Annotated in this window: 17 protein-coding genes and 1 pseudogene; 7 read left to right on the top strand and 11 right to left on the bottom strand. The window is 69.3% G+C overall.

The window, feature by feature from the left end; translation table 11 throughout:
* The first annotated feature begins 11 nt into the window (after positions 1–11).
* Entirely contained in the window at positions 12–587 is a 576-nt protein-coding gene (locus tag ISP_RS06480) for a TetR/AcrR family transcriptional regulator (RefSeq protein WP_230468380.1), read from the top strand.
* On the opposite strand, the gene ISP_RS06475 is transcribed toward ISP_RS06480, so the two are convergent.
* The gene (locus tag ISP_RS06475) at positions 584–1,021 is read right to left on the bottom strand and encodes a hypothetical protein (protein WP_141748453.1); all 438 of its coding nucleotides are present in this window, start codon (positions 1,019–1,021) and stop codon (positions 584–586) included. The two genes, ISP_RS06480 and ISP_RS06475, sit on opposite strands and share 4 nt — an antisense overlap.
* Positions 1,022–1,173: 152 nt before the next feature.
* On the opposite strand from ISP_RS06475, the gene ISP_RS06470 reads away from it, so the two are divergent.
* Genes ISP_RS06470 through ISP_RS06460 form a run of 3 tightly spaced genes read left to right on the top strand, consistent with a single transcriptional unit; the run spans position 1,174 to position 3,309 of the window.
* The gene (locus tag ISP_RS06470) at positions 1,174–1,386 is read left to right on the top strand and encodes a hypothetical protein (RefSeq protein WP_014467252.1); all 213 of its coding nucleotides are present in this window, start codon (positions 1,174–1,176) and stop codon (positions 1,384–1,386) included.
* A gap of 15 nt (positions 1,387–1,401) precedes the next feature.
* Positions 1,402–1,773, top strand: a complete 372-nt coding sequence (locus ISP_RS06465; RefSeq protein WP_013227198.1) for an effector-associated constant component EACC1 — start codon at positions 1,402–1,404, stop codon at positions 1,771–1,773.
* 3 nt (positions 1,774–1,776) lie between these two features.
* A complete protein-coding gene (locus ISP_RS06460; RefSeq protein WP_320109501.1) occupies positions 1,777–3,309 on the top strand; it encodes a caspase family protein in 1,533 nt (510 codons plus the stop codon).
* A gap of 258 nt (positions 3,310–3,567) precedes the next feature.
* On the opposite strand, the gene ISP_RS06455 is transcribed toward ISP_RS06460, so the two are convergent.
* From ISP_RS06455 to ISP_RS06440, 4 genes are all read right to left on the bottom strand, one after another.
* Complete coding sequence (locus ISP_RS06455) at positions 3,568–4,374, bottom strand: alpha/beta hydrolase family protein (RefSeq protein ID WP_013227200.1); 807 nt, start codon at positions 4,372–4,374, stop codon at positions 3,568–3,570.
* Positions 4,371–4,715, bottom strand: coding sequence for a DUF4387 domain-containing protein (locus tag ISP_RS06450; protein ID WP_013227201.1), 345 nt, complete (start codon positions 4,713–4,715; stop codon positions 4,371–4,373). The genes ISP_RS06455 and ISP_RS06450 overlap by 4 nt, the downstream gene beginning before the upstream one ends.
* Positions 4,708–6,069, bottom strand: coding sequence for an acyclic terpene utilization AtuA family protein (locus ISP_RS06445; protein WP_013227202.1), 1,362 nt, complete (start codon positions 6,067–6,069; stop codon positions 4,708–4,710). The genes ISP_RS06450 and ISP_RS06445 overlap by 8 nt, the downstream gene beginning before the upstream one ends.
* 79 nt (positions 6,070–6,148) lie before the next feature.
* Entirely contained in the window at positions 6,149–7,414 is a 1,266-nt protein-coding gene (locus tag ISP_RS06440) for an MFS transporter (RefSeq protein WP_013227203.1), read from the bottom strand.
* Between the two features lie 77 nt (positions 7,415–7,491).
* Between ISP_RS06440 and ISP_RS06435 the strand changes: the two genes are divergently transcribed.
* Positions 7,492–8,220, top strand: coding sequence for a GntR family transcriptional regulator (locus ISP_RS06435; RefSeq protein WP_013227204.1), 729 nt, complete (start codon positions 7,492–7,494; stop codon positions 8,218–8,220).
* A 69-nt stretch (positions 8,221–8,289) separates the two neighbouring features.
* Here the strand turns inward: ISP_RS06435 and ISP_RS06430 are convergent, their stop codons facing one another.
* Entirely contained in the window at positions 8,290–9,195 is a 906-nt protein-coding gene (locus ISP_RS06430) for a DUF1963 domain-containing protein (protein ID WP_013227205.1), read from the bottom strand.
* Between the two features lie 318 nt (positions 9,196–9,513).
* Here ISP_RS06430 and ISP_RS06425 point away from each other — a divergent pair, with 318 nt between their 5' ends.
* Positions 9,514–10,968 carry a hypothetical protein gene (locus ISP_RS06425; protein WP_230468382.1) on the top strand — a complete coding sequence of 485 codons (1,455 nt, stop codon included), beginning with the start codon at positions 9,514–9,516 and terminating at the stop codon, positions 10,966–10,968.
* A gap of 35 nt (positions 10,969–11,003) precedes the next feature.
* Here the strand turns inward: ISP_RS06425 and ISP_RS06420 are convergent.
* Positions 11,004–11,163 (bottom strand): annotated as a pseudogene (locus ISP_RS06420) (IS630 family transposase); the annotation flags it as partial.
* A 75-nt stretch (positions 11,164–11,238) separates the two neighbouring features.
* Complete coding sequence (locus tag ISP_RS06415; RefSeq protein WP_013227207.1) at positions 11,239–12,078, bottom strand: hypothetical protein; 840 nt, start codon at positions 12,076–12,078, stop codon at positions 11,239–11,241.
* 54 nt (positions 12,079–12,132) lie between these two features.
* On the opposite strand from ISP_RS06415, the gene ISP_RS06410 reads away from it, so the two are divergent.
* Positions 12,133–12,591, top strand: coding sequence for a GNAT family N-acetyltransferase (locus ISP_RS06410; protein ID WP_013227208.1), 459 nt, complete (start codon positions 12,133–12,135; stop codon positions 12,589–12,591).
* Positions 12,592–12,663: 72 nt separating this feature from the next.
* Here ISP_RS06410 and ISP_RS06405 read toward each other — a convergent pair whose 3' ends face one another.
* From ISP_RS06405 to ISP_RS06395, 3 genes are all read right to left on the bottom strand, one after another.
* Positions 12,664–13,152 carry a hypothetical protein gene (locus ISP_RS06405; RefSeq protein ID WP_013227209.1) on the bottom strand — a complete coding sequence of 163 codons (489 nt, stop codon included), beginning with the start codon at positions 13,150–13,152 and terminating at the stop codon, positions 12,664–12,666.
* A 100-nt stretch (positions 13,153–13,252) separates the two neighbouring features.
* Positions 13,253–13,849: a hypothetical protein gene (locus ISP_RS06400; protein WP_013227210.1), complete on the bottom strand. Its 597-nt coding sequence runs from the start codon at positions 13,847–13,849 to the stop codon at positions 13,253–13,255.
* Positions 13,846–20,316 (bottom strand): RHS repeat-associated core domain-containing protein, encoded by a 6,471-nt coding sequence (locus tag ISP_RS06395; RefSeq protein ID WP_014467256.1) that lies wholly within the window; start codon positions 20,314–20,316, stop codon positions 13,846–13,848. The genes ISP_RS06400 and ISP_RS06395 overlap by 4 nt, the downstream gene beginning before the upstream one ends.
* Between the last annotated feature and the right edge of the window lie 282 nt (positions 20,317–20,598).

The following is a 20,598-nucleotide window of genomic DNA, read 5'->3' as shown; positions in this document are numbered from 1 at the left end:
AAGATGCGACGATGAGCTATTCAGCGGATCCGCGAGCGGTGCGCAGCCGGGAGGCCATGCTCGCCGCCGCCCGGCGGCTGCTGGCCGAGGAGGGCCTCGACGCGGTGACGCACCAGCGAGTCGCTCAGGAAGCCGGCGTCGGCCGGGCCACCGTCTACCGGCACTGGCCCCGGACCGACCAGCTGCTGCTCGACGCCATGGGCGGCGCCGACCTCCCGCTGTTCCGCGCCCCGGAGACGCCCGTTCGCCGATGGCTGCGCAAGGAGCTTCGGCAGATGGCCGACGAGCTCGCCATCCCCGCCGTCGCCGCCGTCTCGCTCACACTGGCGCAGTCCGCGCTCTCGGATGCCCGGATCGCGCACCCCCACGACGAGTCCGTCAAGACGATCACCGAACGGATCCACGCCGCCATCCGATCGGCCGTCGCCGCCGGCGAGCTGGAGGCCGACATCGAGCCGCCCGACTTGACGGCGATGCTCGTGGGGCCGATCGTCTACCGCGCGACCATGCAGCGAGCCCCGGCTTCCGACGATTTCCTCGGCCGGCTCGTGGACAGCGTGGGAACCTGGCACGATCAGCCGGGTTAGCTCGCCCCCGCAATGGCGGTGACGGCGAAGGCGAAATGAGCCACCATCGCAGCGACCCGGATCCAATCGGTTCGCACCAGCCGAACAATGGCGGCTTGATCGGCAGTTTTCCGTATGTGCAGCTGAATCGGAAGCTGAATGAGAGCGAACGACACCCAGGACGCCGTCAACGCCGCCAAACCGGCCCACAACGGCCAATCCGGAACGGCATCGGGTGCTCCGGCAAGCATGACGACCACCAGCGCGGTCAACAGGGTTTTCGGTACCACATAGACGATGCCGCTGCCATGCCCCTGAGCCGTCTGGACGGTCCGGAATTCCTTGACGCCGACCGCCGGCCACCCGGAGAAGACGGCGAAATGCTCCATCAGGCAGCCGGCCAGGCAATAAGCGGACAACATGCCGTAAACCAGCAACCATGCTTGAACGGACAACGGTGATCCCCTCGGGCAAAGACGAGTCGGCCGGCAAGCGCCGCGTTGTGCGAGACGAGCGTCTCACAGTGGGCGATTCTGGCACGCGGGCAGGCTGTGAGTCAACCGTCTCATAGATCCCGGGGTCGCCGCGTGCTCCCTGTCGCAAGCCGGTGACCGCCGGCGCCGAACAGACCATGGCCATTGGCGAGGCGGCACGCCGGGATCCGGCGCTATGGGGCCGCTACGAGGACCTGACGCAGCTCCTGGAAGACAACGCGCGGCGCATGGCGACACCCTGCGGCGAGCCGTCGGCCCGACGAAAAGACGATGACGACGCCCAGGGCGTGTTGGACGACCGAATCTGTCACAAAATCTCGCCCTGACGCGATAGATCGCGCATGCAGGATGAAAAAGTCTCGCCCGCCGGTCCCGCCGTCGAAGTCCGGATCACGCCGACGGACAGCGCGGACGTACCTCGGTTGCAGCAGTGGCTGCGCGACGTGCGGAACGTGCGACTCGAGCCAGTACCCGCACCGTCCGAACCAGGCGAGCAGGGTGACTCTTGGGACTTCCTCGTCGCGCTGTGCACAACCGGCGGAGCGGTGCCGGTGCTCCTGAGCGCGCTGCGCTCCTGGATCGAGGCGCGGGTGACCAAAGTCCGGGTGAAGATTCAGGACGTCGAGGTCGAGCTGACCGGCACCGACCCGGAGGCGCTGGAAACGCTGCTGAAGGTGGCCCGCAAGAGCGTCCCCTCCGGCAAGGGGAGCTGAGCCATCACCGGCGCAGCCATTGACTTCGAACGCTCCCGCGCGATCCTGGTCGGCACCGCAACCTACACCGCCGGGCTGCCCGACATGTCCGCGGCAAGCCGCAGCCTGCATGCGGTGAGGCGCGCGCTCACCGGACCGTCGTGCGGGTGGCCGGAGTCCCGGATTGCCGTGTTCGAGGACCAGAACACCGGCGACAGAGTGCCGGAACGGGTGGCCAAGCTCATTCACGAGACCACTGACGTGCTGCTGTTCTACTACGTCGGGCACGGCCAACTCCTTCCCAACGAAAAACTCGGGCTCGCACTGACGGACACGAGCAAAGATCCGCGCCTGCGGCACAGCACTTCGTTGCGCTTCGACGACATCCGCGACGAGCTGCACTACAACTGCGACGCCCGTGTGCGCGTGGTGATGCTCGACTGCTGTTTTTCCGGCATCGCCACCGCGGGCACGCAGGGCGTCGGCGTCGCTGACCAGGTGGAGATGCTGTCGAAGGTAGAAGGCGCGTACACGCTGACCGCCTCGAGGGCCTCTGAGAAGGCTGTCTACGACGTCGTGCCCGGCGGACAGACATACTTCAGCAAGTTCCTCACCGCCATCCTGGAAGAAGGCGTCCCCAGCGCCAACGAATACCTCTCGTTGGCCGCGGTCCACAAGGAGCTGCGACAACGATTCCGCAGTCTGAACCTGCAGGACGGGAGGCAACGGCCGGAGCCCAGCACGATGTCGCGAGAGACGGCGCAAGACCTCCTTATCGCGCGCAACAGCGCCTACCTCCCTCCGCCTCCTCCCGTCCCTGCAGCGGACGAGGTGCCCGCTCCACCACCGATCGAAGAACCCGAGCCCGCCATGGAGGATGAAGCGGCGACCAGACAGGTGGTCGCTGACTTGGTCAGGCCCACGCTCCCACCCGACGCCGTTCCGCCCAGCCTCCGCACGATGCTCGTCATCGCCGCCGACAAGGACTTCTCGGCCGTGTTCGGCAGCTACTTCGATGGACAGGTCTTCTCAGCGGCCGCTCACCGGAAGGGCGCCACGAGCGCCGACGTGTGGGCTGCGTTGATCGAACACGCCGCGCGGTCGATCGACTGGCTGCCGACCGATCCCTACCTGGCGGAGACGGCGCAGGCGCAAGCCATCCCCGGTTTGGTCAGCTACACCGAGGATCTTCGACGTGCCCAGCTCAGCCACCTCGAACGACTGGTCGACAACGACATGGGGCAAGCACTCGCGTTCCTCAACGAAATCTCCGACGACTTCCCGGCCACCAGTGCGAAGATCATCGTCGCGCTCGGATCGCGCCGGCCCGCGGCAGGCGGCCGTCTCCTGCTCGGCTGCATCGATTTCGAGGAGACGGTGGGCCTGCGTTTGCTGGACGCGGCACTCCACCTCTCCGCGACGGCCATCTTGCGCCGCATCGTGCGACAGCTCTCCCATCAAGACATCACAGCGATCTTCCTGCTGTGCGAGAGCCGCGCGCCGCAGCTGCGCGAACGCTTCCTGCGACTGCTGCCCAGCCCAGCGAACGCTGACTGACGGGCATCGGCATGCCCTGATCGCACTCGTGGTGATCGCCACGGCGTTCGCCGGCCGGCTGACTGCTGGCCGCCACCCCCGGGCCCGGTCGTCGTGGGAGCCCGTGTACCGCACACCCCGCCTGACGTCCTGGCCGGAGTAACAGGTGGCCTTTCCGGTCAAAAGCAGCGCCGCGGCGAGCACCGACCAGAGCACCCTCCGACGGCGGCGGACGTCGAAGGTTTTTGGTCAAGGAACTACCTTTCCCGGGTGGCCGGCTCAGCCCGGCAGCAAGCCGGTGAAGAACTCGACGACCGGCGGTCGGGTCCCCGCGGCGCTGTGCCCCACCCCGGGGACCACGACCTGCCGGACCGCCGTGCCGTGCCGGGTCAGGGACCGGGCCAGCCGGTCGAGCTGCTCCGGCCGGTTGCGGCCGTGGTCGCCCATGACGGCCAGGTCGGCCCGCCCGTCGTCGTCGCCGCCGATGACGAGCAGCACCGGCACCCGGGCGACCGCGGCGGGGTCCACGGTGATCCCGAACCGCTGCCGGGTGTCGCCGGTGCCTTCCGGCCAGGCGAGTGAGTCGTCGAGCAGGGTCACGCCGCCGGGCGCGCCGACCGCGACGGCGGCGACCCGGTCCGGGTGCAGGTACAGGAAGCGGTGGGCGAACTGGCCGCCGCCGGAGTGCCCGCACAGCAACACGGTGTCGACCCGCGCGTTCCACCGGAACCGGACCTGCTCCAGGATGCCGAGCAGCACCCGGTCGAACCGGATCCCGTGGGCGTCGAGGAGCTTGTAGTCGTGCACGTCGTCGCGATCGTCGATGCCGACCGGGAACAGCGGGGTCACGACGATGACTTCGTGCTGTTCGGCGAAGGGAATGAGCCCTTCGCGCAGCTCCCCGACGCTGCGGCCGGTGCCGTGCACGGCCACCAGGACGGGCAGTTCGGCGTCCGGGGTCCAGCTCGTGGGAATGTAGGCGCAGTAGCTGCAGCGCGGTTCGTCCGGTGCGGCGAAGAACGGGGTGCGCTTGGTGAGCAGCCGGCGGCCGGGGTGCGCCACCGGCAGGTCTTCGACACGGATCACGGGCTTTCCTCCACGGGTCGGGTCGATGACGGGACCGGCATGCGGGCGAGGGGAACGTGGTGCTGTCCCGCGTGGATGTCGCGGTCCCGCAGCGATCCCTGGCTGACCGGACGGGGGAAGGAGATCTTGACGACGTTGAGCGACGGGATCCGGAACAGCTGGACCGCCTCCTCCTCGACGCGGTAGAGCTGCGCGATCACGCTCTCGTTGAGGAAGGATTCGTCCGCGGCGATCCGGTAGCCCTCGGCGTCGCGCATGAAGAGTTCCATGGTGACCCAGAACGGGCCGGCGTTCTTGGAGCGGACTTCGTGGGCCAGATCCGCGAGGGTGGTCTCAGGCACGGGTCTCCCCCGGTTCGATCCGGAACAGGCCGGCGGGATCGCAGTCCACGACGTGGTTCAGCACGAACTCGTACGCGGCGCCGCGCTCGACTTCGGCGGGCGACGAAGCGAACGCGAAGCTGGGCAAGTAGTCCATTCCCGGGGTCGGCAGGTGCAGCATCAACGGGTTGGCGACCTTGGCGACCGCGGTGGCGGTCGGCTGGTCGGGGGCGTTGACGAGCAACATCACGCCGACCTCGCGCGGCGGCCCGCTCTCGGGCTCGAGGTCGTCCAGAACCGCGTTGTGGCCGTAGAGGCGCAGGTCGAAAGCGTACTCGTCGTCCGCCAGTCCGAGTGTCTGGCCCACCCGCTGCGTGATCATCGTGCGCATGAGCTCCGCCCAGGCGTCGATCTCCGCCAGGACGCGCGGGTCGCGGATCGCGGTGAAAGACATGGTTTCGTAGCCGGTGATCCGGGCGCCTTCGAGTTTGATCGTGTACTGGCCGGCGAAGTGGAACTCCGAGCCCTCGACGCGGACGGTCCGGTCGTCGAGCGCGGTGTACCGCGCGTCCCGGACGTCGAGGGTGCCGGCGGGCTCGCGCATCTCGAACGGGTTCGCGGTCTCGTAGAGCATGTGGGCGGCCACCGAGATCGGCGTGCACGACACGGTGGGGTCGAGCGGCTCGACGGTGAAGCCGCCGGCGTCGATGGTGGCGAGGACTCCGCCCGCCCGCGGGTTGCCGGTGCACTGGCCGCCGCACTCGATGATCTTGGCGGCGTGCCACGTGGGCCCGGCGGGCATCCCCCGCATGAGCGGGTAGGCGGCCGCCACGGCGGTGTCGGTGGCGCGCCCGGCGAGCACGACCTGGGCGCCGGCGCGCAGTGCCTCGACGATCGGTTCGTGCCCCATCGCGCCGACGATGTGGGTGCAGCTCTCGAGGGTCTCGGCGGTCAGTTCTCCCAACGGGGGCAGCGGGTGGATCCGGCCCGCGTCCAAGTGCTCCTTCAGCTCGGCCGCGTCCTGCTCGCTGTAGATCCTCGCCACCTCCAGGTCCAGGCCTTCCTCGGCCATCACCTCGGCGGCGATCCCGGCGACCCAGTCGACGCCGCGGTCGGTTCCGCTCGTGCCGCAGGAGCCCACGATGACGGGGATGCCCGCGGCGGCCGCCGCCGTCAGCAGGCTGCGCAGGTCGCGCGCCACCGCCTTGGCCGTCGTCTTGGCCGTCGCGGCGCCGAGATAGTGGGGACCGGAATCGGTGGACCCGCCGTCGATGCTGATGACGTCGGCCCCCAGGGCGATGCCGCGCTCGACCGTCGCGTGGTCCCACCCGGCGCCGAGCATGCCGCTCGGCGCCAGGACGCGCACTGTGTTCATGTTTTCCTCATTTCTCTTTGTTCACCACGAACCTCGTCACCGGGACGCAGGTGGTCCGTGGTGATCGGCACGCGCGCTTTCACAGGGCCCGCCCGGCGGACGATCGGCGCTGCCGGGCACTGACGCGCCCGACCGCCAGCACGGCGAGGAGCGCGACGATCGCGACGTGGAGCAGCAGCAGGGGCCAGCCCGTCAGGTCGACCAAGCCGCCGACCACGGCCGGGCCGAGGAAGCCGCCGCTCACCCAGCCCACGGTGTAGAGCCCGGTGTAGGTGCCGACCAGGCGGGTGGAGGGGGCGAGGTTCCACAGCACGACGACCGCGTTGACCAGGAACGCGGACGCCCCCGCGGACGCCACGCAGAGACCGGCGACGACACCGGTGGGCGTCCGCACCACGGTGGCGAGCACCGCGCCGGCCGCGAACACCGTCATCCCGGCGGTCATCACGCGAAGCCGGCCGAAACGTTCGGCGAGCCTGGCCACCGGGTAGGCGGCCACGATGAAGGCGACACCGCTGGGCAGGGTCAGCCCGCCCGCTTCGCCGCGGGACAGGCCCAGCACTTCCATGCCGTACGGCGTGATGAGCGATCGCGAGGCCGCCCAGGCGCCGCTGAAGAGGAAGATGGCCACGATGAGCAGCAGCCGGCTGCGGTCGGTGTCCCGCACGATGTCGAGCACGGTGTCCCGCACCCGTGCGGCGGGCGCCGCCTGTTCGCGTTCTTCGTCGAGGGCGGCCTGGTAGGCGGGCGACCGGCTGTCCCGCACGTTCGCGGCCAGCACCACCAAGGACACCACCATCAGGATCGCGGGGATCGCGAACGACAGCTTCGGATACGTGTCGATCAAGAAGATGCTGATCAGCGCCGCGACCATCACCGTGAGGCTGGCCGCGATCTTGACGACCGCGTTGGCCCGGCTGCGCCGCTCGGGCGGGACGAAGTCCGGGAGCAGGGATTCGGCGATCGGCTTGAACGAGTTCGCGACCAGCGCGTAGCCGAACATCGTCAGGATCAGCAGCGGCAGCGACGCCGCGGCGTGCGGGATGGCGAGGAACAGCAGCGCCGCCACGGGCATTCCGACGAGGAGGTAGGGCATGCGCCGGCCCCACGAGGTGCGCGTGCGGTCCGACCGGTTGCCCATCCACGGCTGGATGAAGATGCCGAGCACGTTGTCCATCCCCATCAGGAGACCGATCAGCGCGGCACTGCCGAGGTGCTCGCGCAGCAGCGGCGGAACCTGCGAGTCGTAGAGGTTCCACGTCGACTCCTGCGCGAAGACCGCCAGGGCCACGAAGAACGTGATCCGCTTCGTCAGCACGCGCTGGGTGCTCGACGTCGTCGTCATCTCGCCAAGCTACTTTTGCTATAGCAAGAACGTCAAGTGTGCCTTACAGGCTTTGCCATGGCAGATAGAGTGACGCCATGGCAAGTGAGACGTTGAAGGGCCTGACGCCCGACACGCTGGCCGACCGCGCCTACCGCGCCATCCGCGACGCGGTCACCACCGGCGAGCTGCGGCCGGGCCAGAAGGTCACCGAGCGCGGGCTCGCCGAGCGGCTGTCGGTGAGCCCGACGCCGGTGCGGGAGGCCATCCGGCGCCTCGAGCAGGACGGTCTCCTCGAACGGACCGGACCGCGGACCGTCCAGGTCGCCGCGTTCGGGGACGCCGCGATCCAGGACCTCGCCGAGGTGGAGGTGGCCCTGCGGGGGATGGTGGCCCGCTTCGCCGCGCGGCACGCGACCACGGCCCAGCTGGACCACCTCGACGCCGTCCTCGACGAAGCCGACGACCTGCTGATCGTCATCAAGCAACGGCAGCAGGCCGGGCAGGACATCGCCCGGCACCTGGACCGGCTGCTCGACGCCATGCAGCGTTTCAACGAAGTCGTCGAGGCGTGCGCCCACAACCCGGTGCTGGTGCGCCTGCTGGGCCAGACGCGGGTGTTCTCCTGGCCGGAACGGCGGGCGCGCCTGATCGAACGCATCGCCGGGAACGACCGCTTCGGCCTCGATCGCTACGGCAGCCACCGCGCGCTCGTCCGCGCGTTGCGGGCCGGCGACCCGGCGGTGGCCGAAGCGCTCGTCATCGAAGACGCCCGTGGCGGGCTGGGAGACCTGCTCGCCGCGCCGGCCGCCGTCGCCCCGGCGTGACCTGCCCACGCAAAGCGGACGGCGGAGGCGCGCCGCCCTTCCGCCGTCAGCTCACTGCGTCGGCATCGTCTACTCCGTGAACATGGTCAGCGACCGGGCCAGGTCGAAGCGCCGGGCGGCCAGGTCTTCATGGCGGATCAGGAAGCGGCCGACGTGGACCTGGTCCTCCAACTGGAACTGGGCCAGCGGTATCCACTCGCTCATCAGCCGGACGGTCTCTTCCTCCACAAGCCGGTCGCGGTTCGGCGAGTCGTGCGCGATCGCGTCCTCCGCCATGCCGTACTCGGCGTTTTCGCCGATGCCCAGCTCCATCGAATAGCCGCCGAGGTAGAGGTCGGCGCCGGTGGTCACCGGCGACCAGAGCTCCTTGAACAAGCTGCGGAGATCTTCGAGGTGGGCGGTGTCGCCCACCTGCAGCTGGACGACGTCCGACTCGAACTCGAGGTTTTCGGGTTCGTCGAACCAGCCCGGCATCTCCGGCTGGACCAGAGCGACCAGGTCGGACGGCGGCCGCAGGAAACCCGATTCGAACCAGTCCTCGTCATGGGGCGGCGCCTGTTCCACCTGCACGGTGGCGGTGCCGGCCGGAAGGTGCACGACCCGTGCGAACTCCTGCTCGTCCGACGCGTGCAGAGCGTGCTCGTGCGCCAAGAAGAACAGCAGCGACCCGTCCGCCGGGAGCTCGAGCCCCTCGGCCCGCGGCAGCTTCGCGCAGTCGAGCGAGGCGATGAACGGCAGCGGCAACCGGCCCAGGCCGCTGATGTCGGCGTACGGCCATTCCGTGCCGGCCGGCAGGCGGGGCAGTCCGCCGTTCTGTCCGACCACGCCACCGTGCCGCTCGGCCGATCCGATGCCGTACCGGTTGGCGTTGCACACCCAGATCGCCACCCGGAGAAAGCGGCCGATCCGGTCGGCCGCTTCGGCCGGGATGCCGCGCTCGATCGCCGTACTCCGAAGCTGTTCGAGATGGTTCATGGCCGAGCACTCTCGCACATCCGCCGGTGCTCATCCGACCAGGCCAAGCGGAAGAGCAAACCGCGTGGGCTCCGCGACGGCCGAAAGGTACCCGCGTTGCCGCCTGAGCTTGCGCCGGAAGAACATGTTTCCAGGCTATCCCGTCCGCATGGGTCCGAGTAGCGGATGGTGCCGCAGTCGATCTTCGTTCAGATTTCTGACACATCATCGTCAATTGATCCCTGGTTCGACCGGCGTCCGCGAAGAAGGCTCAGGCTGCCCCCGCGGTCGCCTGAAAGGGCAGCCCCACGGATGTCCTGCGCCAGTATTGTGGTCGAGGTGGACCACGCGCCGGGCGACCGTGTCGGTCGCCGAGATCTCGATGTGTTCCGGATCCGTCGCCGAGCGGAGTCCGGGCAGGTGGTCGCCGCGCCGAATCCGGTTCGGACGCGGGAAGCCTGGCGACCTGACGGCTTGGCCCGCCTGCAGCGAACCGCCGGCAACGAGGCGGTCGCAGCGATGGTCCGGGGCGCGTCTGAAGCGCGGCACCAGCCCGCCGCGGTCCAGCGCTACGAGGCGTTTGAACACGCGACCGAAGGGGACCGCACGCCTGGATCGCGAACCGCGACCGCCGGTGAGAGTGACGATCTGCTGTACCCGCATCCGGGTGTTCGGCTGACCTCCGGCGAGATCGACGCCTTGGCCGACATGTACGGCAGCCCCGACGACCTCTTCAGCGCATCGCCCGATGAGATTCGGGCGGTGGTAGCTTTGGTCCATCGCCAGCAGGCCCGACCGGGATCGGTTCAGGAGTCGGAATGGGACGCCGCAACCGGCGGCCGTTATACGCGGCTGAACCTGCGTAACGCCGCACACTTCGGCCCCAGCAATTCCGCTCTCGTGCCCGTACCGGCGGGCGCTTCGCCCAGCAGCGTGGACAATCGGGAGAATTTCCGGCGCTATTACAGCGAGACGATTATCAATGCGTCCGAGGCATTTCACCACCTCGGCCTGCCCAGCGCCGAACACACCCAGCGGTTTCTCAGCCGGGCGACGATCTCCGCCGGGTTCGCGGAGCACTACCTGCTCGACGCGTTCTCCGCCGGGCACCTGTTCAACAAGGAGGACTTCACGGCGCTGGCCCAGCGCAACCTGAACGCTCTGCCGCGATCGCAACAGCAGGCGTTGCTGCATCGCGTCGGCCACGGGGTCCTGGCCAACCCGGGCGCCCGGGCCCTGCTCGGGCAGTACGAGGCGGTCGAGCTCACCTTCGGCTTCCTTCCGCGTCCGAACTTCGACAACGAAACCGCGTTCAACACCCTGCTCGAGCGCCTCTACGATGATCCCGACGGTAGGCAGGCCGTGCTGAGCGCACTGGTCAAGGTGGTGCACGACCGGCTGGACCACAACGACGCCGGCGGCGGAGCGATCGGCGTGCCCGTGGAGAACAACCTCGGTGCCTGGGTCCTCAGCGGCGACAAGACGCTGGCCACGAGCCCACAAACCCAGCAGATGATCGAGCGGGCGATCACGGAGTTCCGGACCCGGATGCAGCCGTACTTCGCCGGCCCGACCCCGCCAGGCACGGGCAGCGGTTACGCGCCGGGCAGCGAAGAGGTGATCGCGTTCTTCCCGCGGACCACCGCGGACTCGACGCGCATGATTGCGCAGTTGATCCGGGATGTGACGAACCCGGCCGGAGGCATGGCCAACGCCCTGGTTTCGATCATCATCGAGGAGTTGCCCTCACTACTGGAGGGATTGGTCCGGCACGGGGACATCCACCGCGCATAGCCGGTGAGTAGCCCGGAGTCACCAAACCTGCACAGCGCCACCGTGGCGTCCCCGATGCCGAGGTGGCGGCCCCGCAGCCGGCTCGACCGGTGCCTGACCGCCAACGCCTCCGGTGGCGGCTCGAGCGTGGCCGCGATGATCCCGGCTCGTCTACGGTTTCGATAGGCCGGGACGCGGCTCGTCGTCCACCCCCGCCGGGCCGTTTCCGCGGTTCCGTGCCCGCCCGCGACTCCAGCAGCGCCCGGTCCTCGTCACTGACGACGCGCGACACTAGGTGGTCGGGACGGGCAGCAATTCGTAGCCGACGGTCGACAGCGTTCCGTCCGGCTGGGTGAGCACGGCGGTGCCGACGATGTCTCCGGCGTCGTTGATGCCGGTGGCGCCCGCCAGCCGCACGTTCGGGGTCGGTGCGATCAGCGAGTTGAGCTCGGTCGCGTGGCCGTTGCGGTAGACGAAACCGTTGCCGAGGCCCGACACGTCGGGGGAAACGGGGTCGTCGCCGACGATCACGCCGCTCGTGTTGATCGCGGTGGCGTGCGCTGGGCCCGGGTTGACACCACGTGGCACGTTCAGGTCGATCGCCTTGCCGCCGCTGAACTTCACCGCGTGTGAGTCGAGGAGCGAACTGCCGGCGGGCGACGCCGAACCCACGGCCTGGCCGGCGGTGTTGATGGCCAGCGCCTCGCTCCAGGCGCCCCCGTTGAGCCGGCCGAGCGTGCTGATCTTTCCGTTGACCCACGCCACCGCCGCCTGGTTGCCGCCGGGCAACGTGCCGCCGGCGACCGCGGCACTGCCGACGACCACTCCGTTGCCGTTCTCGCCGAGGGCCTCGGTGTCGTCGGAGTCACCGAGCGGCGGCAGGGTGGTCACCGTGGTGCCGTTCCGCAGCCACGGCGTGATCGAGGCGCGGCCGCCCTGCCAGCCCACGATCTGCTGATTGTCGTTGATGCCGAACGCGTCCGCCGACCCGGTGGGATTCACGCCGAGATCCGATCCGGCGCCGCCGGGGCCCGGCCAGATCGCCGGCCGGGTGATCTCCCTGGCGGGAAACGCCAGGTTTTCCAGATAGTTCCCCACAATCACGCCCTGGTCGTTGATGGACCGTGGCACGGCGTTCTGGTTGCCCGTGCCAGGGTCGAGGTCGGTTCGGGGTGTACTGACGGTATGACGATCACACCTCGCACACTGCGCGTCGCCGGTCCCGATGATCTGGCTGCGGTGTTACCGCTGGCCGTCGAATTCTACGCGGAGGACGGTTTCGCCACGGGCGAGCACGCGCTGCGGCGCAACCTCACGGCGCTGCTCGCCTCGCCCGCGGCGCGAGTCGCCGTGGTGCACTCACCGGACCGGCTACTCGGCTTCGCCGTCACCACCACCAGTTTCGGTCTGGAAAACGGGCTGATCGCCGAACTGGAGGGCCTGTTCGTGCTCCCGGCAGCCCGGCGCCGCGGATTGGCCGGCCGGCTCATCGAGGACAGCGTCGCCTGGGCACGCGAACAAGGTTGCCGGCACCTGGAGCTCGTCATCGCGCCGAACGGCCGCGATGCCGGGCACCTGGTCGACTACTACCTCGCCCACGGTTTCCGAGACGACGGCCGCCGCCTCCTCAGCCGCTCACTCTGATTCCCGCCACCCGCACATACCGCCGAGCGGTGGCCGGCCTCTCGGGTGCAGAGCCCTCGAGTCTTTTCCCGACTACGCGTCGTCCCAGATCTTCATCGCCTGCGGCTCCGGCGCGAAGTGGTTCCGGACCTCCTTCGTGGCCAATATCGGCAGCAAACTCAGCAGCACGAGTCCCTGCACGCCCTGGATCACGCGGTACCACACCGGGAACTGCGAGATGAGGATCAGATAGGCGAGCGCGCCCGCGCCGATGATCGCGACGGCGACGAGCCGGTAGTAAGTGCGTCGCAGGCCGAGTTTCAGCCGCGCGACGAAACGGACGTAAACGACCGAGACGACCAGGATCGACAGCGGCCGGATCCAGAGCGTGCCCTCCAGCACCCCACGCGTGGCCGCCTCCCGGCCCGGTGCCACCTTCCCGGCCTCGACCATGTGCTGGACCTGGTAATCGAGTACGGAACTCTTGAACACGAAGGTCAGCACCGTGAGCAGGACACTGATCCCCACGTTGATGTACAGCAGGACGACGATCGGTCTGAGCGTGCGCTCGACAGTAGCCATGGAACTCCCCCTCTTGCGGTCTCCGAGAGGATACCGGGACCCGACGGACGGAATGAGCAAGCGCACGGTCGATGAGGGATGAGTTGTCCCTCCGCGCGGTTCACCGCCCCAACACGCGCTCGCGATCCTTGATCAGCCAATCCACCGTGACCGTGCGACCGGTGAAGCAATCGTGGAACGACTCCGTCACCGGGTCCAGTTCGACGCTCGCGTCCAAGACGCTCGCGGTCGCCGCTTCGTACTCTCGGCGGGCGCCGGCGTCGTCGCCGGCCGCGTGCAGGGCCCAGGCCAGCCTCTGGTGGTTCAACACCCACGCCGGCTCCGCCGACACCGAGAGCCGCAGGAGGGCGATGTCGGGCGGCAGCTTCGGGTCCAGCCGGCGGCGTGCCTGGTCGAGCAGCATCGGCGCCGCACCCAGCTCCTCGCCTCGGTCGATCACCCCGGCGAGCATGGCCGCCGCCTCGGCGATGTTCTCGTCGAGGAGCCAGTAATGCAGGCAAACGTAGCTGTGCAGCAACACAGCGCGCGGTTGGCCGGGCTCGCGGACCAGCACGTCCAGCGCGAGCCGGTCCGCCTCCTCGTCGTCGCGCAGTGGCAACAAGGACAGCTGCGCCAGGTCCAGCGCCGCCGCGGTGTTCGCGGGGTCGGCCCGGAGGAGGTCTTCCAGCCGGGCCGCTTCCCGTTCAACCGAGGTCATGGGGTGTAAGCCGTTCCGATCTTGAAGACGCCGTCCATCATCCTGCCCCTGATGTGCACCAAGTGCCCGTTCACCATACGCTCGATCTCGTTGCCCTTGCCGTAGATGCCGTCCGGCACGTCACCGATGCTGTCGATCATGTCGGTCATCGCCTGGTCCTCGCTGCCGCAGCTGTCGACCAACGGCCCCAGCTTGTGGTCGTTGCGCTTCGGCCGGAACACGTGGTCCATGTTGTCCGGATGGTGCGCGTCGTCCTGTGACTGCTGCCGTTTGGACGGACCGGCGTCTCCGTCACCCGAATCGTCGAAGTCCCAGTTCGGCCCGGAACCGCCGGAGGCGACCATCGCCGCGCCCGCCGCCGCCGACACCGCACCGATCCCGAACATGGTCATGCCCGCGCCCGCCGACACGGCCCCGGCCCCGGCCAGCGCCAGGCCGCCGCACGGCTCCAGCACGAAGCAGCCGACCGCCGCCGCGGCGATGCCGGCGACCATCAGTCCCGCGCCGAGGCAGCTCCAGAAGCTGCACTTGCCGGTGGGGTCGGTGTAGTTGACCGGGTTGTCGCCGGCGTAGGCGTACGGCGCCCGGGTGGTGTCGACCATCGGGTCCAGCGTCAGGAACAACGCCGTCGCGGGGTCGTAGTAGCGGGCTCGCAGGTACACCAGGCCCGACTCGGCGTCGGTGTACTGGCCGGTGTAGCGCAGCGGGGTGCCGGCGCTGCCGGTCGCCGTGACCGTTCCGTACGGACTGTAGGAGTAGGTCGCGGCCACCGCGCCGGTCGAGTCGAGCAGCCCGATGGTGGAGCCGACCTGGTCGTGCACGAACCAGAAACTCGCGGCGCCGATCTGCTCGATGGGCAGCCCGCCCGGCCCGTACAGGTAGCTGTTCACCCCGTCGGACAGGAGGTTCTGCGTCGGGGCGCTGTCCCACACGAAGGTCGTCGTGACCCCACCGACGGTCTTGCCGGTCCGCATCCCGTCGCCGTTGTAGGCGTAGGCGGCGGAGTTCGCCCCGGTGTACGACGTGAGCTGCCCGGCCTGGTTGTAGCCGTAGGTCGTGGTACCGGCCTTGGTCCGCTCCCCCAGCACGTCGAACGTGTCGGCGGTGAGCTGGCCGGCCGCGTCGAAGGTCTGGGTCGTCCCGCCGACGGTGACCGGGTTGCCGGCGGCGTCGTAGGCGAACCCGGTCGACCCGGCCGAGGTGAGCTGCTCCCGCGGTGAATAGCCGAAGTTCTGCGTCACACCGGAGACCGTGCGGGACGAGGCCTGGCCGACCGGGTCCCGCCCGTAGCTCGCCGACAGGGCCGGACCGGCCGTGGTCCCGGTCAGCAGATCGTTGTCGTCGTAGGAGTTCGCGACGGTGACGCCGTCCGGGTAGGCGGTGCTCGCGACCTGGCCGTCCGGGGTGTAGCCGAAGGTGGTCGTGTTGCCGTCCCAGTCGGTGACGGTCTTCAGCCGCTCGGCGTTGTCGAACGTCCGGGCCACCGGCGTGGCGTGGCCGGGATAGGTGATCGACGTCTGGTTGCCGGCACTGTCGTAGCCGAAGGACACGCTCGCGCCGGAGCCCTGCGTCTGCGCCACGATCTCGCCGAAGGTGTCGTACGCCCAGGTCGACTTGCCGGTGCCGTCGGTCATGGACAGCCGTTGCCCGACCTGGTCGTAGGTGTAGCCGACGTTCGGCGTCACGCCGTCGGAGAAGGTTTCCGAGGTGGGCCGGCCGGCGTCGTCGTAGCCGAAGCCGGTACTGCGACCGGCGGCGTCGGTCACCGAGGAGATCCGGCCTGCCGCGTCCAGGTGCGTTGTGGTGGCCCGGTTGCCGGGGTCGGTGCGCACGGTGCGGCGCCCCTGGCCGTCGTAGCCGTAGCCGGTCTTGCCGCCGAGGCCGTCGGTGAAGCCGGAAACGGTGCCGTCGGGGTTGTAGTCGGCGACCTGCGTGGTGTTGTCGGCTTGGGTGACCTTCACCATCCGGCCGGCCGGATCGTAGGCGTAGCCGGTGACCCGGCCGTTGCCGTCCGTTGTGGACGTCTTGTTCCCGTCGGCGTCGTAGGTCGCCGAGGTCACGTGCCCGAGCGGGTCGGTGGTCTTGGTGACCGAGCCGAACGGGTCCCGGTCGAAGGTGGTGGTCTTGCCGCTCGCCTGGGTGACCGAGGTCGTCCAGCCGGTGGCGGTGTCGAAGCCGTACTGGGTCTTGTCGCCGGCCGGGTCGGTGACTGTCGACTTGTCGCCGAAGGCGTCGTAGGTCGTGGTGGTGGTCTTGCCGTTGGCGTCCACGGACCGGGTCAGGTCGGCCGGGTGCGCTGCGTCGTCGTAGAACGACTTCGCGGTGCGGGTGGGTGCGGGCCCGAAGTTGCCGGTGGTGGACTCGACGACGTTGTTGGCCTGGGTGACGGTGGTGGAGGCCGGCTGCAGCGTGTTCGGGTCGTAGGTGGTGACCGTGGCGACGCCGTTGGGGTCGATCGTCTCGACCAGGTCGTCGTTGGTGTCGTAGGCGAAGTTGGTGGTGGACCCGAGCGCGTTCGACGCCGACGTCTTGTTGCCGTGGTCGTCGTAGGTGAACGTCTGGACCTTGCCGTCGGGGTCGGTGGAAGTCGTCACGCCCAGCGTCACCGGGTCGTAGGTGTAGCTGCTGGTGCCCGCGTCGGGCGTGCCGTAGCCCTTGGTCTCCGAGACCAGCAGGCCGTTCTGGTAGGTGTCCAGTGTCCGGTGGCCGGCCGGGTCGGTGACCAGCACCTGGCCCCCGGACTGGTAGCCGAAGGTGGTGGTGTGGCCGTTCGGGTCGGTCTGGCTGGTGACGCGCTCGGCGCTGTCGTAGACCATCGACGTGACCGCGCCCGCCGCCCCGCCGTAGTTCCTGGGCGAGCGCATGGCGGTCATCAGGTGCGCGGAGTTGTAGCTGTACTGGGAATGCCCGCCGCCCACGTCGATGACGTCGGTGAGGTCGCCGTCGGTGTCGTAGACGTACGAGACCGTGCGTCCGGCGGTGTCGGCCAGACCGGTGACATGAGCACCGGTCCAGGTCAGCGTGTACTGGCGGCCGGCCGGGTCGGTGACGGTCGACAGGTGGCCGCCGCCGTCGTAGGCCAGGCTGGTCTGGTACGGCGGGTTCGCCTTGCTGCCGGCGAGGTCCGTCTCCGCGGTGAGCCGGCCGCCGGCGGCGTCGAAGGTGAAGATCTCCTGGCCGCGCCGGGTGTAGACGTAGCTGGAGCCGCTCTTCGCCAGCACGGCGTCGAAGCGCGGGACGGCCGTCGTGTACGTACCGGACGAGTCGACGAAGGCGACCTGGGAGCCGTCCTCCTGCGTGATCGTCACGTTGCCGTTCGCGGCGGTGGTCGCGTTGAGGTTGTACGAGTCCGTCCAGCCGCGGCCGAAGGGCCCGTCGACGGCGAGGGATCCGTTGGGGCCGTTGGGATCCGCGATGCCCTCGGCGTAGCTGCGGGTGAAGCTGAGCGGCATGCCGCGACCCGGCGTCGTCAGGTCGGTGAACTCCTGGCCGAAGTAGCCGGTGGACGTGTCGACCGGGTCACCCGCGGTCCGCCGCGCGCAGCCGCAGGCAATGAAGGCCGGGTTGGATCCCCGTGGGGCGTCGATGACGCCCACCGGGCCGCCGATCGGCTGGCCCGGCGTGCCGCCCTGCGGCACGAACGCGACCGCGTCGAAGGCCACGTCGAAGTCGGAGTAGCCGAAGCCGCCCTGGTCGACCGAACTGCCGTTGTTGGTCAGGGTGACGTTGCCGCCGTTCTGCATGGCGAACGTGCCGATGGTGACCCACTGCTCGGAGTTCCAGGCCTGGTTGACCCGGATCTTCCACGGGGAGACCCCGCCGCCGGGGTTGATGTTGTAGACGACGTTGGTCGCCTGGGCGCCGAGGCCGGGCAGGTGCAGCTTGACCTTGTAGTACTGCAGGGAAGGCAGGTTCGGCGTCCACACCCCGGTGTTGATGAGCGCCGGGTTCGAGCCGTTCTCGGTGTGGGAGAACAGGACGCGGCCGCCGAGGCCGGTACCGAGCTGGTGGGTGTCGATCGCGCCGATCGGGTCGCCGGCGGAGCTGGTGCCGTAGGTGTAGCTGAACGTGCCGTTGTCCGACCAGTTCGCCGACCCGCAGCCCTGCAGGTTGAGCCGGTTCGGCTCGTCGTCGACGATGATCGAACCGCTGGGCACCTTCGAGGTGTCCTGGCCGCACGTCGGCGGGTTCTGCGTCGGGTTCGCCGGTTCGGACCCGCCCGACACCGCGTACGGGCTCGTCGCGCACGTCGTGGCGCAGGTGGGGATCCACGTCACCGGGTTGTGCCACCAGCACTGGAAGTCGTCGAGCATGCAGTGGCTGGCGCCGGGGTTGGACGTGTTGGTGGCGTTGGGGTCGCACTGGTTGGCCGACAGGGCGCACATCGCGGTGTACGGCGCGGGCTGGACCCAGTGCTGGCCGCCGTTGTACGTCGGTTTCGGGTAGGCCGGGCTGCCGTAGCGGATCAGCGGGCTCGCGGTCCAGCCCAGCACACGCTCCTGGTACGGCCAGCTCGCCGGGTGGGCCGCGTCGGCGTAGGTGTCCTGCAGGTACGGGTCGCGGTTGGGCGGGTAATCGAGGTTGGCCGGGTTGTTCGTCCAGCCCAGGCCCCAGGTGCCGTGCGGGCCGGTGCAGGACGGCCCGGGCGTGCAGCCGGTGGTGTTGCCGTTGGCCGCGTTCGGCTGGATGCCGGAGTTGTACGCCCAGGCCGCGAAGTACCAGTTCTCCAGGTAGCGCGGGTCGGCGTTGTTCGCGGTGATCCCGTCCGCGTACAGCTGGTTCCAGGTGCTCTCCAGGATCTGCAGGCCGGCGGCGATGTTCTCCTGGTAGTCGACCGCGACCTTCCACTGACCGTGCTCGGACAGGGAGTGGTCACCGATGTGCATGCCGTCGGTGACCTGGCTGATCCCGTACCCGCAGTCGGAAGCGGCGTAGTTGATGGAGACGATGTCGCCGCCGGCGCCGTAGTAGCTGGCGATCAGCGGGTCGCCCGCGGTGCCGGCCGGGGCGTGCCACGACGCCTGGGACCAGTTCGACTCCTGGGCCATGATGCCCTCGAAGATCGACCGCGGCACGGTGTTCGTGCCCCCGGACGGGTGCGAGAGCGGGATCAGCGGGAAGTCGCTGTTGGGTGCGTACCCGACGAGTCCCATGTTCGCGAAGTTCGCCGGGCGCGTGTACGCGCTGCCGGTCAGCAGGCCCTGCTCGGCCAGCTGCACCGCCCAGTTGACCTGCGCCGGGTTCGGCTGCATGACCTGGCGGTTGGCGTTCAGCGGCGGCACCGCGCACTTCGGCGACTGCGCCTGCGTGGTGTTCGGCGCGGCGTTGGCCGCCGGAGCCGCGTCGGCCTTCGGGCTCAGGCGGTTCGCGTGCGGTGACTGCCCCGTGGTTCCCGGAGCCGCCGAGTACGTGGGGACCGCCGTGGCGGCCCGGGCGGAGCTCGGCGGGACGGCCGGCGAGAAGACTTTGCCCGTCTTCGTCGCCAGCACGGCGGTGGTGGTTTTCTGCCCATCGGCGTCCGGCCCGAGAAGCGCGTCACCGTCGAGCGATGCCGTCGAAGCTCCCCGGGCGAGAGGGGTGTCCCCGACCGCCGTGATGCCGGCCGCGGCCAGCACCCCGGCGTCGGCCGCGGTGGCGCCGGACAGGATGGCGTGCCCGGCGCGACCCTGGGACAGCTGCACGCGGGTGAGGTCACCGGTGCCGAGGGTCGTGACGGCACCGCCGTGCTCGTGGGCCGCGGTCGCGACCTTGGCGCCGGGTGCGGTGTGCAGGAAGCTCACGCCGCCGTCGGCCGAGGGGCGAACGTCGTACACCGCACCGGTGACGGAGGCGATGACGGCCGGGCTTCCCATCGCGGGCACGGAAACCAGCCGGTTGCCCGCGGCACCGACGATGCCGGTCCGGGTGGGCACGGCCGAAGTGATCTGCCCGGGCGCGGTGACCGAGCCGGTGATCTTCCCCGCGGCGAGGTCCGCGGTCAGCAGCTTGGTCTGCTGGTCGATCGCGACGGTGAACACGGCCTCGTCCCCGGCCCCGCAGCCGGGCGAGTAGTACTTCAGCCCGACGCCGCCGGCGAGCGCGTGCACCGTGCCGGAGGCGAGGTCGACGGAGTAGGCGAAGGCCCCGTGGTCGCGGGCGTCCTGGATGTTCACCGCGGAAGCGGGCAGGATGGCCAGCGCGGCGAACCGGCCGTCGCCGGAAAGGCATTGGTAGCCGGTCCAGGAGGAGTCGTCGAAACCGGCGGGATGGATCAGCGCGGCTTCACGCCAGGCGAACCCGCTGCTCTCCCGGCCGGCTTCGAGGTGGTAGCCCTGCGCGTCACCCCATCCGTCGACGGCGATGTCCGCGGAGTTCGCCGCGTTCGAACCGAAGTCGGCCGGTTTCGCCGGCGCCGCGGGACCAGGCCTCGCGGCGGGCGACGCCAGCGCCGGTACGGGCGAAACCACGCCGGCCGTCAGGGCGACCACGCTCAAGAGAAGGGTGAGAACTCGGGCAAATCGGAGCGAAAGCCAGGTAACGGATCTTTTGTGCGCGCCGACGAACAAACCGGGCATCGGAACCTTCCCCCAGGCAGCCTGCAAGAGGCGCTCAAGTCAGCCTGCCCGGGAATCCGGAGCCGCAGACGAAATCTAACGCGCCTCGAGACGACGCCAATCAGCCGTTGGAGTGAAGTTTTCTCGACGGATTCAAAACATGTGATTCATATACATTAATTCATCTTTACCTTTCGCGTGGTCGGCAGCACCTGT

This window comes from Amycolatopsis mediterranei, assembly GCF_026017845.1.
Classification (GTDB): Bacteria; Actinomycetota; Actinomycetes; order Mycobacteriales; family Pseudonocardiaceae; genus Amycolatopsis; species Amycolatopsis mediterranei.
The sequence above is the reverse complement of the archived record's forward strand: the minus strand, read 5'-3'. Positions and strand labels throughout refer to the sequence as shown.

What these genes read in the sequence shown, in the direction of transcription:
- ISP_RS06405 (WP_013227209.1), bottom strand. Translation starts at nt 13,152, where the DNA reads ATGGCTACTGTCGAGCGCACGCTCAGACCGATCGTCGTCCTGCTGTAC.
- ISP_RS06480 (WP_230468380.1), top strand. Translation starts at nt 12, where the DNA reads ATGAGCTATTCAGCGGATCCGCGAGCGGTGCGCAGCCGGGAGGCCATG.
- ISP_RS06440 (WP_013227203.1), bottom strand. Translation starts at nt 7,414, where the DNA reads ATGACGACGACGTCGAGCACCCAGCGCGTGCTGACGAAGCGGATCACG.
- ISP_RS06435 (WP_013227204.1), top strand. Translation starts at nt 7,492, where the DNA reads ATGGCAAGTGAGACGTTGAAGGGCCTGACGCCCGACACGCTGGCCGAC.
- ISP_RS06410 (WP_013227208.1), top strand. Translation starts at nt 12,133, where the DNA reads ATGACGATCACACCTCGCACACTGCGCGTCGCCGGTCCCGATGATCTG.
- ISP_RS06465 (WP_013227198.1), top strand. Translation starts at nt 1,402, where the DNA reads ATGCAGGATGAAAAAGTCTCGCCCGCCGGTCCCGCCGTCGAAGTCCGG.
- ISP_RS06445 (WP_013227202.1), bottom strand. Translation starts at nt 6,069, where the DNA reads ATGAACACAGTGCGCGTCCTGGCGCCGAGCGGCATGCTCGGCGCCGGG.
- ISP_RS06400 (WP_013227210.1), bottom strand. Translation starts at nt 13,849, where the DNA reads ATGACCTCGGTTGAACGGGAAGCGGCCCGGCTGGAAGACCTCCTCCGG.
- ISP_RS06430 (WP_013227205.1), bottom strand. Translation starts at nt 9,195, where the DNA reads ATGAACCATCTCGAACAGCTTCGGAGTACGGCGATCGAGCGCGGCATC.